12 protein-coding genes are annotated in these 13357 nt (G+C 54.4%); 4 read left to right on the plus strand and 8 right to left on the minus strand.

Features of this window, described 5'->3' with window-relative positions:
• Nucleotides 1–96 precede the first annotated feature (96 nt).
• The 8 genes from KQI17_RS08180 to ppdK all read right to left on the minus strand — a co-directional run bounded on the left by KQI17_RS08180 (nt 97) and on the right by ppdK (nt 8670).
• Nucleotides 97–549 carry a hypothetical protein gene (locus KQI17_RS08180; protein WP_216495690.1) on the minus strand — a complete coding sequence of 151 codons (453 nt, stop codon included), beginning with the start codon at nt 547–549 and terminating at the stop codon, nt 97–99.
• Nucleotides 550–587: 38 nt separating this feature from the next.
• Entirely contained in the window at nt 588–1232 is a 645-nt protein-coding gene (locus tag KQI17_RS08185; protein WP_216495691.1) for a hypothetical protein, read from the minus strand.
• Nucleotides 1233–1281: 49 nt separating this feature from the next.
• Nucleotides 1282–1551, minus strand: a complete 270-nt coding sequence (locus KQI17_RS08190; RefSeq protein WP_216495692.1) for a hypothetical protein — start codon at nt 1549–1551, stop codon at nt 1282–1284.
• A gap of 241 nt (nt 1552–1792) precedes the next feature.
• Nucleotides 1793–2482: a hypothetical protein gene (locus KQI17_RS08195; RefSeq protein WP_216495693.1), complete on the minus strand. Its 690-nt coding sequence runs from the start codon at nt 2480–2482 to the stop codon at nt 1793–1795.
• 304 nt (nt 2483–2786) lie between these two features.
• The gene (locus KQI17_RS08200) at nt 2787–3224 is read right to left on the minus strand and encodes a hypothetical protein (protein ID WP_216495694.1); all 438 of its coding nucleotides are present in this window, start codon (nt 3222–3224) and stop codon (nt 2787–2789) included.
• Between the two features lie 506 nt (nt 3225–3730).
• Complete coding sequence (locus KQI17_RS08205; protein ID WP_216495695.1) at nt 3731–4810, minus strand: hypothetical protein; 1080 nt, start codon at nt 4808–4810, stop codon at nt 3731–3733.
• A 280-nt stretch (nt 4811–5090) separates the two neighbouring features.
• Nucleotides 5091–5723, minus strand: a complete 633-nt coding sequence (locus KQI17_RS08210; protein ID WP_216495696.1) for a hypothetical protein — start codon at nt 5721–5723, stop codon at nt 5091–5093.
• A 319-nt stretch (nt 5724–6042) separates the two neighbouring features.
• Nucleotides 6043–8670, minus strand: a complete 2628-nt coding sequence (gene ppdK / locus KQI17_RS08215; protein ID WP_216495697.1) for a pyruvate, phosphate dikinase — start codon at nt 8668–8670, stop codon at nt 6043–6045.
• A gap of 225 nt (nt 8671–8895) precedes the next feature.
• On the opposite strand from ppdK, the gene KQI17_RS08220 reads away from it, so the two are divergent.
• The 4 genes from KQI17_RS08220 (at nt 8896) to KQI17_RS08235 (ending at nt 13232) form a co-directional block, all read left to right on the plus strand.
• Nucleotides 8896–9753, plus strand: coding sequence for a DNA polymerase III subunit delta' (locus tag KQI17_RS08220; protein WP_253285739.1), 858 nt, complete (start codon nt 8896–8898; stop codon nt 9751–9753).
• Between the two features lie 5 nt (nt 9754–9758).
• The gene (locus tag KQI17_RS08225; RefSeq protein ID WP_371821978.1) at nt 9759–11084 is read left to right on the plus strand and encodes a stage 0 sporulation family protein; all 1326 of its coding nucleotides are present in this window, start codon (nt 9759–9761) and stop codon (nt 11082–11084) included.
• Nucleotides 11085–11190: 106 nt separating this feature from the next.
• Complete coding sequence (locus KQI17_RS08230; protein WP_216495699.1) at nt 11191–11724, plus strand: RNA polymerase sigma factor; 534 nt, start codon at nt 11191–11193, stop codon at nt 11722–11724.
• Complete coding sequence (locus KQI17_RS08235; RefSeq protein WP_216495700.1) at nt 11721–13232, plus strand: hypothetical protein; 1512 nt, start codon at nt 11721–11723, stop codon at nt 13230–13232. Before KQI17_RS08230 ends, KQI17_RS08235 begins: the two co-directional genes overlap by 4 nt.
• Nucleotides 13233–13357 lie beyond the last annotated feature (125 nt).

Here is a 13357-nt window from a genome sequence, read left to right on the forward strand (position 1 = left end):
TGTTGGTACTTTCCAGTTTACAAGGTTTGAAAGAGCTGTGGTAGTGGCTTTTCCTTTTCCGACTATTTTCGGCTGTGAACTCCCGACATCTGGCGGTTAGTTACGCCCGACGCGAATACTGCCACATGCTATCATGTCGATGAACGCCCCACACTGAGTACTATATTTCTCAGTCAGCAGTATGTACTTGCATGGCACGAACTTGAAGAACTTCTGATAGTTCGTGATTTTGCATTTCAGCTTTTCGATCTGAGGTCTAAACAGATCATAGCCGACCTGACGCCCCTGAAAAATGACTCCATGACAATACTCAAGACCAATACTATCACAGCACAGGTATCTATAAATATCTGAGTGAGACAGCTCATCATCCATGCTACCACGCAAATCCCACTGTGCCACCGGATAGATAGTGCCATCATGGAAATGACTACTATCAATCTCCAGCTCGTAGTTTTCATTCAGCTGGTAGGTTGTGGCATCCTTCCTCAGCTTTGTAATCGTGCTCTGCCAGTCCGAAGAGCTAAACTCTCCAAAAATCATTCCCATACAAATGCCCTCCATATTTAACAATCTGTTCTGCTTGTTTATGTTGGTGATACGGCTACCCAGTAAAAGTTGAACACTCTTTTAACTCTAAGCTTTCCCCTTTCATCCCGTTGATTAGTGCTTGCTACCCTACGAATTTTACTAGATGCCCTCCTCAACTTTCCTGCTCTGTCACAAATAACAAATCTCTTGTAGGGGTAAAACCATAACTTTTCTTTTGCCTTATTAACAACCTTATCGTAGTCACCGCTGTAAATGCAGCTGACATAAACTCCCCGGCTTGCACTATATTCCTCTGATAACAGCACATATTTATCTCTGTTACCTCTAAAGTACTCTTGGTATCCAGCTAGATGTCCATCAATACACTCAATGTTAGGTCTACACAAGTCATAGCCCACTCTATGGCCCCTAAGAATAGCACCGTTTCCATATCCAAGCCGCATCCCGATCTCATCGAGCTTGTCCCGAATCTCATTGGCGGACATATTGATGTCATCCACATCTCCAAAGTCCTCCCAATCAGCAATCGGGTAGATTGTACCGCCGTAGAAATGATCCTCATCAACCTCGCGCTCGCCATTCTCGTTGATAATGTACCTTGTGCTCGCCTTTCTTAAATTCTCAATTGTCTGCATACGATCACCCGAAGAGAATGACCCAGTAATAATTGTTGCACCCATAAAAATGATCCTCCTTGTTTTTAGTGTTTTGTTGTGTTTTTGAAATGTATTACACTCTACCAATCAGCCTATTCAGCATCATAATAAGCTCCTGCTTAGTCATCCAGCCAGTCTCATGGCCTTTAATCTTGAGGGAGTAAACCATGACACGATGACGCTTACCAGTCATCATGTCCAAGTACCCATCTGCCGAGCCATCCCAATTATCAAAAGTCACCTTCCTTGATATCATACGTGCTGTGACCTTGGCATTGCCCATACCGGCTCTGCTAAGCTGCTTCCCCAAATCATTGAGGTCTTCAAAATCACTGAAATACATATCTTAATCCTCCATTCTGTATTTCTTTTTATTTCATTGAACTATAGTTCAATGAAATTGGTTCATTTTGAAATTTGAAGTACTCATATCAACAGGTGTCAAACCCTTCTTGATAATCACGGCTTCACTTTTTTATTTCAAAATGACTACCAAGCTGGGACCACCCTATTGAAACATTTATTTCGGGTGACCCCGTAGCCCAGGTGACCTTGTATCATTCGGTCACCTGGGCTATGCGATTTTAGCAAACTGCGGCGGCAACGGCTGCTGGCTGCTTCTTGGCAGTTTTCTTTGCCCTCATTGCGAGGACAGGGATAAACCCTGCCGCACTTGTCAGCGTATACATGCGCTGATGCGACTTGTGAGAATATGTGTGGTGGTACTCCTGATGCTCCTTCTTAGAAATCAGAGCCAAGTGCTTGACTCTGAGATCCCAAACAAAGGACTTGTGGTGAATATTGTAATTTCCCCGTACTGCCGGGGAAACAACGGGTTCAAGCCTACCGTTTACCGCATAGGCCAAAATAACATCTTCAATGCCAAGCTTTCTACGCTGGAAAGCTGTGCCCTCACAGCCAACAGCCACGACATATCCACGCCCACCATTTGTAGTGGAGATGCCCCACTTAAACTGGGAGAGTATATCAACCGTGTTGAATGTCTCACCTGTCTTGGTGCAGGTGATAAACTTATCAAGAATAACTCCACAGGTAATGTCGGTAGACCCTGAGTGATAACGCCCAGGCACCAACACCACAATATCATCAATAACCGGGTGCTCCAGATATGCGTTGCCATTGCCCTCTTTAAGGACAGTGGCGTTATTCAAAAGATCCTCTGACAGCTGGACCACGCTACCTCCATTGATAGCCCAGTTCCAAGCCTTTGTCGTACCAGTATAAACGCTTAAATTCTTCATAATAACCTCCATAATGCAGTAATGCTTGCGTTTTCCTCAAAATCCCTTTTGAACTTTTAATTTATATATCTCTTTACTTGCAATGTATAAAATTTAGACGATACCAAAATAATTTAGTCGTTACCGTTTTTCTTTACACGTATGGTCTAATATTTAGATGTCTGTGTTACTTGTTCTTAAAGTATATTGAATAGTAAAATTAGTGGTTTTAATGTATCTCTCATTTTCCAATGTAGGTGTGACTATGCCTTAGTGCATATAAAAAAGGGAACTGCAATTTCTCACAGTTCCCTTTGTTGCTTACTGTATCTTTGGTTTACTTGAGGCGGTAAATCACTGCCGACTTTGATAAACCAGTTTCTCTTGAAATGCGTTCATAGGAGTAACCACGCTCACGCATTTTCCTTAATAGCTCAGTCGGCACATCAGAACGAAACCTCGGCTTCACAGTGCCCTGCCGCATCTGCTGGTAACGCTTCTCTATTTTAGAAACGGGCTGAGGTGGCTGCTGCGGCAAGCTCTGCATAACACTTTCTATTTTCTCACTCATAAGGTAGCAAACCAAGGCATAAAACCCGTTGCGGTAATCAAAACCCCGGCCTAAACCCATAAGCGTGCGTATCTCACATTCGCACCCTTCATCCATTGCGCTACCTAATAGCCCACTCTCCTTCATAATGCCTTTGACGAAAAAGCCCATTTTTCCAAGTTCGTTTGTGCTGCATTTTCTAATCAAGCCATAGATACCGTACATTGCTTATTTTCCTCCTTTAGTAATATGGTCAGTTCATATATAGACCACGGTCAATTCATATATAGACACCTAGTAGGGTTATGTACTGGTTCCATGTACCTCGGTCAATTCATATAAACTATATTCTCTCATCTCAATGCATCATAAAAATACCACTTAAAAATACACAATGTAGAGAACGGGTTTAATCTTGTATGGTGGTAAACCCCCAAGGTAGGGAACTTGGTATCAAGGTATCTGTGGGAACTATCAAGGTAGGAAACTTGGGAACAAAGGTACCTGCTGGGTTTGCTCTATGCAGGAACTTGGGTGCCATGAGTACAGGGTAAACTCCATAGGTAGGAGCCTGGGTGCCATGAGTACAGGGTAAACTCCATAGGTAGGAGCCTTGGTGCCATGAGTACCTGTTGAACCTGTTCTATGTATGAAAAAATCCCCACCTGTAACGGTGAGGATTTGTAAGTGCCTGATCCAGCCTGTTATGCTTGTGAACTTGATAAACTAAGTTAAAGGGATAGCAGGTAATGCATCGCCGCAAAGTCCTTATTCTCATAGAATGATTTCATGCTGATGATATGAGCCATCCATCTGATTACAGGGGTACTGACACTTTCCCCTGTTTTTTCTAATTGATTTTTTATTGTCGTAATGCCTCTGCTGTGATGCTTATCAATAAACCATATATAGAAATCTCTTACCTCATCAATGCCAAATATACCATTCAAAGTCACTGTGCAATGTACATCTTCTGGTGTCAGTGGGAGCATCATAATATCTTCCATTTCTGGGTAACGCTCAAAAAATTCATAGGGTGTCATGCCATCTGCACCAGTGTCAAAGGTTCCACGCTGTAATGCTATGATTGATAATGCGTCAATTCTGTTGAGGTCTAGTAGTCCTGCATAGTCAGGAGCAAGGATTGACTTTCCAGAACGAAGATCAGCATTTATGAAGTCAGACAGTTCATCATGTAGAACTGCGAACTGAGGTACACGGTAATGCCTATTGGGCACAGTTCCATCACATTTCACTGTGACCAGCCTGTAAACAAGTACACGTTCTGTTGGTGACTCTGTTATCACTAGTTCATCAGAGGATAACTGTAATGACTGGATTAAACTCTCAATGTAGTCATGCGCCAACTTAAACCCCTCAGCATTAACGCACACTTCAAAATGTACATCGCTATTAACAGGGTTCCAAAAGTAGACACTATCTGTATCAGCTCCATCAAGTGTAATGCGTCTACCACATTTATCACAAGTAACTCTTTCTCCATTAACAACCTTCATAATGTGGTCTGAGGTCACCTCTCTGCACTTGGGGCACACTGCATAAGGCCCACCAAGTATAGTCTTACTCAGCCCCATTGTGTACAGTTCCTCAAGGCTACCTGTACCACCACAAAGATAGTAGGGTAAACATTCCTCATTTAACTGTCTCAAGATTTTTGTGAATGTAGAGAATGAATTTTGAATTACTTTCTTGAGCATTAAATTTTCATTATTTTTACCTAACCTACTGAGAAGAGTGTGTATATCCTTATTATTTGTATGTATGTTTTCACGCATATTCGTATTTTTCATAGAGTATCCTCCGGTATTTGAGTGTAGGTAATTTTCTTTAAGTGCTTGCGTTTTTCTTTACCATTGTCTGCTTTCATTATCAATGCATCTTTCTAAACTGATTTTGCTGAAAATTGGTAGGGGCATTATCACGCAATGACACTCATTATTCAACTTTAATTTCGCTCACATTGATTGCAAATATTATGCCATATAGTGTGACCCACATGACCCAGTGACCTAGTTCCATGCTGTGGCTACTTTTTTTGCTCTATCATTTCAAATCAAGTGACCTAGTAACCTAGTCACCCAGTTTCTCCCTCTCATATTGATCTCTCATCTTGTAATAAGTTCCGGCACCGATATTCATCTGCCTGCAAGCTGCGGAAATACTCAACTCATTTGCTTCTATTTTGGCCTGCAATTCCTCAAAAAGCTCTGTGTGACGCTCCCTCTGCGGGGCACTCTTGACCTTATGCCAATAACGGTAGTAGGTTGTCCTGCCAATACCCATCTTGTCACAGGCTTCGTCTACTGTCATCTTACGGCACTCTACAAGATCAAAACACTTATATAGATCCTCCACAAACCTTGATGGCCGTCCATCATCATTGCCATTGCTCCTTGCTGTCAACTTTGTGATTTCAGCAAGCACCATTTGCCAATAACCTGCTGCTGTGTCAATTTTAGGTGTCTTACATATCAATACAGCCCGCTTCCTGTACAATGCCAGCGCCAGCTCAATAAACTCAGTAGCTGACTCACCAAGCTCTCTGTCATCCTCAATAGTCACAGTGTCACCAGCTCTCACATATCCAAGCAGTTCCTGCAAGGCTGCACCATCATCACCCTTTTCAGCATAGACCCTATCAAATGCCTTGTCCGCTTTCTTTGTGTCCTCAATCTTACGATTGCGCCTGTAGCAAAAATCCATAATGCATCACCTCTGGACAGACTGTACCTTACAGCAGTACCAAAGACAATGCATCATTTTTGTTAATGCCCCAACCCTTCAGAGTGCCCCCTTCAATGTGCCATTCAGAGTGCCGTTCAGAGTGCCATTGGCACACTGAATATCTAATCTGCTCTCCAATTTTTCCAACTTGCCCTATAAAAGCAATAAAAAATACGGTGCCACCCCATTTGGAGTAACACCGTATTTTTCTTTATTTCAGGTCAAAAAGCCAGATAAACGGAGCAATGTATATCACTTAGTCAGTGAATACTTGCTGTTTCACCTGCTCAGAGATAGCTCACCCTTGTTTGATCGCAGCCTGCGCGGCGGCGAGACGGGCGATGGGCACACGGAACGGGGAGCAGGACACATAGTCCAGACCGACCTTGTGGCAGAACTCAACAGAAGCGGGATCGCCGCCGTGCTCGCCGCAGATGCCGAGGTGGATGTCGGGATTGGACTCACGGCCCATGGTAGCGGCCATCCTCACGAGCTTGCCCACGCCGACCTGATCGAGCTTGGCGAACGGGTCGTTCTCGTAGATCTTCTTGTCGTAGTACGCGCCGAGGAACTTGCCGGCGTCGTCGCGGCTGAAGCCGAAGGTCATCTGGGTCAGGTCGTTGGTGCCGAAGGAGAAGAAGTCCGCTTCCTTGGCGATCTCGTCCGCGGTCAGAGCGGCGCGCGGGATCTCGATCATGGTACCGACCTTATACTTCATGTCGGACTTGACGGAGGAGATGATCTCGTCCGCGGTCTTGACGACGACGTCCTTGACGTATTTGAGCTCCTTGACCTCGCCGACGAGCGGGATCATGATCTCGGGCACGATGTGCCATTCGGGATGCGCGGCGTTGACGTTCAGCGCAGCCTTGATGACCGCACGGGTCTGCATCGCGGCGATCTCCGGGAAGGTGACGGCCAGACGGCAGCCGCGGTGACCCATCATCGGGTTGAACTCATGCAGGGAGGCGATGATGTTCTTGATCTCGGCAACGCTCTTGCCCATATCCTTGGCGAGCAGCTCAATGTCGGCCTCCTCGGTGGGGACGAACTCGTGCAGCGGGGGATCGAGGAAGCGGACGGTCATCGGACGGCCCTCGAGCGCGATATACATGGCCTCGAAGTCGCCCTGCTGCATCGGCTCGAGCTTGGCGAGCGCCTTCTCACGCTGCTCAACGGTGTCGGCGCAGATCATCTCGCGGATGGCGGGGATACGGTCAGCCTCGAAGAACATATGCTCGGTGCGGCAGAGGCCGATGCCCTCGGCGCCGAACTTGACCGCCTGCGCGGTATCGTGCGGGTTATCGGCGTTGGTGCGGACGCCCAGACGGCGATACTTGTCCGCCCAGCCCATGACGCGGCCGAACTCGCCGCCGATGGAGGCGTCGACCGTGGGGACAGCGCCGTCGTAGATGTTGCCGGTGGAGCCGTCGATGGAGAGCCAGTCGCCCTCGTGGTAGACCTTGCCGGCGAGCTCGAACCGCTTGTTCTCCTCATCCATCTTGATGTCGCCGCAGCCGGAGACACAGCACTTGCCCATGCCGCGCGCCACGACGGCCGCGTGGGAGGTCATGCCGCCGCGGACGGTCAGGATGCCCTGAGAGGCCTTCATGCCCTCAATGTCCTCGGGAGAGGTCTCGAGACGGACGAGCACGACCTTCTCGCCGCGCTCCTTCCACGCCTTGGCGTCCTCGGCGGAGAAGACGATCTTGCCGCAGGCCGCGCCGGGAGAGGCGGGCAGCGCCTTGCCGATAACGGGGGTCTTCTTGAGCACCTCGGTATCGAACTGGGGATGGAGCAGCGTGTCGAGAGAGCGGGGCTCGATCATGGCGACGGCCTTCTTCTCGTCGATCATGCCCTCGTCCACGAGGTCGCAGGCGATCTTGAGAGCGGCGGCGGGGGTGCGCTTGCCGTTACGGGTCTGGAGCATATAGAGCTTGCCGTGCTCGACGGTGAACTCCATATCCTGCATATCGCGGTAATGATCCTCAAGGATCTTGCAGACGTCCTCGAACTGCTTGAACGCCTCGGGGAACTTCTCGGCCATCTCGGCAATGGGCATCGGGGTACGGACGCCGGCGACGACGTCCTCGCCCTGGGCGTTGGTCAGGAACTCGCCCATGAGCTTCTTCTCGCCGGTGGCGGGGTTGCGGGTGAAGGCAACGCCGGTGCCGCAGTCGTCGCCCATGTTGCCGAACGCCATGGACTGGACGTTGACGGCGGTGCCCCAGGAATAGGGGATATCATTGTCGCGGCGATAGACGTTCGCGCGGGGGTTGTCCCAGCTGCGGAAGACCGCCTTGATCGCGCCCATGAGCTGCTCCTTCGGGTCGGTGGGGAATTCCTCGCCGATCTTGGCCTTGTACTCGGCCTTGAACTGGCCGGCCAGCTCCTTGAGGTCGTCAGCGGTCAGCTCGACGTCGAGGGTAACGCCCTTCTTTTCCTTCATCTGGTCGATGAGCTGCTCGAAATACTTCTTGCCGACCTCCATAACGACGTCGGAATACATCTGGATGAAGCGGCGGTAGCAGTCCCACGCCCAGCGGGGATTGTTGGACTTCTCGGCGATGACGTTCACAACGTCCTCATTGAGGCCGAGGTTCAGGATGGTATCCATCATGCCGGGCATGGACGCACGCGCGCCGGAACGGACGGAAACGAGCAGAGGATTGTGGAGGTCGCCGAACTTCTTGCCGGTGATCTTCTCCATCTTTTCCACATACTCCATGATCTCGGCGAAGATCTCGTCGTTGATCTGGCGGCCGTCCTCATAATACTGGGTGCAGGCCTCGGTGGTGATAGTGAAGCCCTGCGGGACCGGCAGGCCGATGTTGGTCATCTCGGCCAGGTTCGCGCCCTTACCGCCGAGCAGCTCGCGCATATTGGCGTTGCCCTCGGTAAACAGGTAACAATACTTTTTGCTCATAATGTTCCTCCAATTTACAAAGTATCTATGGTTTTTGATCCCAATCGTTCATAAGCTTTTATATTATAGACAGGTTTTTCCAAACTTGCAAGAAATTCCATCGAAAAAATTCAAAATGTTTTATAGATTTTCTCTTTGAGCTGTGCATTTCCCCGTAACTTTTCTTGCACTCCGTGTTTTTTTGCGTTATACTGTATGGTGTAGTTATATTGTCCGGAGGAGCGCATGGAGCTGTCGGCCTTTGCAAAAACGAATACCGCTGCGCGTCTCCGCGCCGCCGCGAGCCGCGGCGCGCTGAGCCACGCGCTCATCCTCTCGGGAGCGGGCGACCGGAACGCCGCGGCGCATTACGCCGCTGCCGCGCTGGAGTGTACCGGTACGGACAAGCCCTGTCTGGCCTGCGCGCACTGCCGCAAAGTGCTCGCGGACATCCACCCCGACGTCCTCACCGTGCGCGACGACGAGCACGCCGAGCTGAGCGTGGACGTCATCCGCGGCGTGCGGACGGACGCCTTCATCCGCCCGAACGAGGGCGCGTGCAAGGTCTACATCTTCCCCGACTGCACGCGGCTGAACGAAAAGGATCAGAATGTGCTGCTCAAGACCGTGGAGGAGGGGCCGCCCTACGCCGCCTTTCTTTTCTGCGCGGAGAACGCAAGCGTTCTGCTGCCCACCATCCGCTCGCGCTGCGTGGAGGTCAAGCTCCCGCCGGCGGGGACCGTCGGCGAGGACGACGAGCGCACGCGCGAGTTGCTCCGCCTGATCGCCGAGGGCCGCGCCGCCGCGCGCGCCGCCTTTCTGCTGAAGCTGGAAACCGCCAAGGCGACCCGTGAGGAGCTTGCCGCGCTCTTTGAGGGCGCGCGCGTGATCCTCGCCGACGCGCTCTGCACGCTCTGCGGCGCGCCCCCCGCCGAGCCGCGCGACGAGCAGGCGCTGCGCGCCGTGCTCGGCTCCCGCTTGACAAAAGCACAGATCCTCGGCACAATAGAGCTGCTGGAGACTTATCGAAACCATTGTGAATATAATGTCGGCGTCGGCCCGCTGCTCGGCGGCCTCGCCGTTGAATTGGAGGAGATCCTTTGACTGAAGTGATTGGCGTCCGCTTTCGCGGCGGCTGCAAGGAGTATTATTTCGACCCGCACGGCATCGCCGTGGAGGCGGGTCAGTTCGTCATCGTCGAGACGGCGCAGGGCACCGAATACGCCCAGTGCCTGACCGGCAACCACGAGGTGGACGACGGCGCGGTCGTCCGTCCTCTGCGCGCTCTCGTGCGCATCGCGACGGAAAACGACCGCCGCACGATGGAGTACAACCGTCAGCGCGAGAAGGATGCCTTCGGCATCTGCCAGCGGAAGATCGCCGAGCGCGGGCTGGACATGAAGCTCGTGCGCGTGGAGTGCAGCTTTGACGGCAGCAAGATCGTGTTCTTCTTCACCTCCGAGGGGCGTGTGGACTTCCGTGAGCTCGTGCGCGACCTCGCGGGCGTGTTCCGCGCCCGCATCGAGCTGCGTCAGATCGGCGTGCGCGACGAGGCCAAAATGCTCGGCGGCCTCGGCATCTGCGGCCGTCCGTTCTGCTGCGCGCAGTTTCTGGACGATTTTGTGCCCGTGTCCATCAAGATGGCCAAGACACAGAATCTCAGCCTGAATCCTACGAAAATTTCCGGCGCGTGCGGCCGCCTCATGTGCTGCCTGAAGTACGAGCAGGCGGCCTACGAGGACGCCGTGAAGCGGATGCCCAAGAACGATTCCTTCGTTCTCACGCCCGACGGCCCCGGCAACGTCAGCGCCGTGAACCTCGTGCGCGAGACGGTCAGCGTCCGGCTGGACGACTCGTCCGAGGGGCAGAAGAGCTACCACGGCTGCGAGATCCGCGTGCTGCGCAACGGCAAGGGCTCGCGCGAGGGCATCGAGATCCCCGCCGAGCGCCCCGCCCGCTTCGTAAAGCAGGACGCGGAGAGCGAGCTGGATGCCGTTCCCTCGCCCGTGTTCCGCGCGCTGGAGCTCTCCGAGCCCGATGTTCCCGCTGTGCCGGAAACGCCTGCCGCCGAGGAGAGCGGTGAGAAGCGTGAGCGCCGTCGCCGCGGGGGACGCGGACGCCGGGGCGGCCGCGGACGCGGTGGAGAGGGCCGCACCGAAGCAAAGCCGGAGGCCGCCGAGGGCGGCGGCAAGGAAAAGCGTCCCGAAAGGAACGCGGAAAGGCCCGCCGACAAGGTCGGCGAGTGCCGCAGGCCGACCGAGCGCCGGGAGGGTGAGAAGAAGTCTCCTGTCCCCTCTGCCGAAAGGAAGCCCGCCGAGGGCGGCGAGGGCGAAAAGAGCGCGCGCCGCCGGCATCATCGCGGCGGGCGCGGACGCCGGGGCGGCCGCGGCGGAAGCGGCGGCGGAGCACCGGGCGCAGCGCCGAGCGCGGAATAAAGTCAAGAAACGGGAGCCGCTTTTCCCTGCGGTTTCCGTTTTTTCGTGGGTTTTTCGCGCGGAGCGTGTATGATAGAGCAAACGGCTTTCACAGGGAGGTGGGCAGATGCACGAGCAGGAGGTCCTGGCGCTTCTCCGCGCCGGAGACGAGCGCGGCGCGGAGGCGCTGCTGCGCCACTATGCGCCGCTGATGCGCTACATCATCGCACCCATCGTGCCGGACGCGCAGGACCGCGAGGAGTGCCTTTCCGACGCCGCGCTGCGCGTGTGGGAAAAATTCGGAACCTACGATCCCGCGCGCGGCTCGTGGACGGCGTGGCTCACGGCGCTCACGCGCAACACCGCGCTCAACCGCGCGCGGAAAAAGTCCGGCGGCAGCGAGGAGCTTTCGGGCGACCTGCCCTCCGCCGAGCCGACGCCCGAGGAGCGGCTCTTGCAGCAGGAGCGCCGACAGGCGCTCGAGCGCGCGCTGACCGCGCTGCCGCAGCGGGACCGGCTGCTCTTTTACCGCAAGTATTACTACCGCCAGTCCACCGCGCAGATCGCTGCGGAGCTGGGAACGACGGAGCGCGCCGTGGAGGGGCGGCTCTACCGCATCAAAAAGGCATTGCGCAAGGCGCTGGGAGGTGACGACGCATGAACGACCGCGAATTTGACGCTCTGCTCGAGTCCGCCGCGCCCGAGCTTCCGCCCGACGACGTCGCACGGGACGTCACGCCGTGGCGCCGCGCGATCGGAAATATTCTCGGCGGCAGCGCTCTGTGCTCCATCACGCTCAACTTTTTCTGCCTGAACTATCTGCTGCCGACCATCGGCGTGATCCTGCAGCTGCTTGGCTTCCGTCCGCTGCGGCGGGAGAACCGCTGGTTCCGCGCGTGCTGGCTGCTCGCCGTGCTGCGCGCGGCGCTGTTCCTGCCCTGCATCGTTCTCAACGCGACGATCTATTCCAACGCCGTATACGCCTCCTCCGTGGGGACGGCGCTGACCTATGCCATGCTCGCGGTGCAGATGCTACTCTTCTTCTGCTTCTGGCAGGCATTGCGCACAATGCAGAAAAAGGCGGGGACAGGAGGGGGCGCCGCCCCTGCAGCCGCGCTGCTCATTTGGTATGCGGCGGTCCTCGCGCTGGCCTATGGCCAGTACAGCGGTCTGCTGCTCGGCCTTGCGATGCTCGGCTGCTATATTCTCATTCTGCGCAGCCTCTTCCGTCTCTCCCGTGAGATGGAGGAGAGCGGCTACGCGCTCACGCCCGCGCCGGTGCGTCTCTCGGACGAGACGCTGGTCAGGGTCATCGCGGCGCTGCTCGCCGCCGGCATCGCCTGCGGCTATCTCTTCTTCGGCAGCTATCGCATGGACTGGCAGCCAAAGAGCGGCAGTCTCAGCGCCGAGGCTGTTGAAATTCGCGCGGAGCTGCTTGCCCTCGGCTATCCCAAGGACGCGCTGAACGACCTCAGCGAGGACGATCTGCTTGCCTGCCGGGGCGCGACGCTCGTCGTAGTGCACGAGGCGGATAAGCCGATGAACGGTGGCCGCGAGGTGCGCGAGGACTTCGGCAGCTCGACGCACATCTCGACCGTCTACGATGTCAGGGAGCTGCACTTCACCGACGTCGCCGTGCGGCTGCCCGGCGAAGCGGAGCGCTGGCGCGTCCTCCACCACTTCCGCTGGACGGAGGAGGTGAAATTCCGCGGAACGGAGCTCGTCCGCCTCTGGCCCGCCTACTATGAGGACGACAGTTGGCGTCCCGACGGCGGTGTGCCGACAGGCCGCGTGCTCTACGATGACGCGGAGGGGAATGCCTACGCCGCGCCCTGTGCCTCCCTTACCGTCGAACGCTACACGGTGACCAACTGGTTAGGATGGACCTATCACCTGGAGGATATTTCCGCCGAATTCTCCCTGCCCTCGCGCGGGAAAAATCGGCGCGGCTATGTCGCCTATAGCACCGAGGAGACAGACGGTGAGACGACCTTCCTCGCCTCGCGGAGCAACTACACGCATCAGGAGAGCCGCCTCCAGTACCCCGTCCGGACCGCGAAGGATTATAGCGGCTGGGGACACGGCCCCGTCTTCCGCCGCGCGCAGAGCGCCCTGCAGTTCTCCATACTGGACGACGGCAGCATCGACCTGTGGAACTATGAGCCATAAGAAAAGCGGCTTGCAGCGATGCAAGCCGCTTTTCCTCTATGGGCAGGCAAATCGTGTGCTGCGCGAAAGGCGTTGCTTTTTCCCGCAGCTGTGGTATACTGGGGAGCGAAAAAGAAACCGGTAAG

This window comes from Oscillibacter sp. MSJ-31 (assembly GCF_018918025.1).
Classification (GTDB): domain Bacteria; phylum Bacillota; class Clostridia; order Oscillospirales; family Oscillospiraceae; genus Hominicoprocola.

What these genes read in the sequence shown, in the direction of transcription:
- KQI17_RS08180 (WP_216495690.1), bottom strand. Translation starts at nt 549, where the DNA reads ATGGGAATGATTTTTGGAGAGTTTAGCTCTTCGGACTGGCAGAGCACG.
- KQI17_RS08185 (WP_216495691.1), bottom strand. Translation starts at nt 1,232, where the DNA reads ATGGGTGCAACAATTATTACTGGGTCATTCTCTTCGGGTGATCGTATG.
- KQI17_RS08190 (WP_216495692.1), bottom strand. Translation starts at nt 1,551, where the DNA reads ATGTATTTCAGTGATTTTGAAGACCTCAATGATTTGGGGAAGCAGCTT.
- KQI17_RS08195 (WP_216495693.1), bottom strand. Translation starts at nt 2,482, where the DNA reads ATGGAGGTTATTATGAAGAATTTAAGCGTTTATACTGGTACGACAAAG.
- KQI17_RS08200 (WP_216495694.1), bottom strand. Translation starts at nt 3,224, where the DNA reads ATGTACGGTATCTATGGCTTGATTAGAAAATGCAGCACAAACGAACTT.
- KQI17_RS08205 (WP_216495695.1), bottom strand. Translation starts at nt 4,810, where the DNA reads ATGAAAAATACGAATATGCGTGAAAACATACATACAAATAATAAGGAT.
- KQI17_RS08210 (WP_216495696.1), bottom strand. Translation starts at nt 5,723, where the DNA reads ATGGATTTTTGCTACAGGCGCAATCGTAAGATTGAGGACACAAAGAAA.
- ppdK (WP_216495697.1), bottom strand. Translation starts at nt 8,670, where the DNA reads ATGAGCAAAAAGTATTGTTACCTGTTTACCGAGGGCAACGCCAATATG.
- KQI17_RS08220 (WP_253285739.1), top strand. Translation starts at nt 8,896, where the DNA reads ATGGAGCTGTCGGCCTTTGCAAAAACGAATACCGCTGCGCGTCTCCGC.
- KQI17_RS08230 (WP_216495699.1), top strand. Translation starts at nt 11,191, where the DNA reads ATGCACGAGCAGGAGGTCCTGGCGCTTCTCCGCGCCGGAGACGAGCGC.
- KQI17_RS08235 (WP_216495700.1), top strand. Translation starts at nt 11,721, where the DNA reads ATGAACGACCGCGAATTTGACGCTCTGCTCGAGTCCGCCGCGCCCGAG.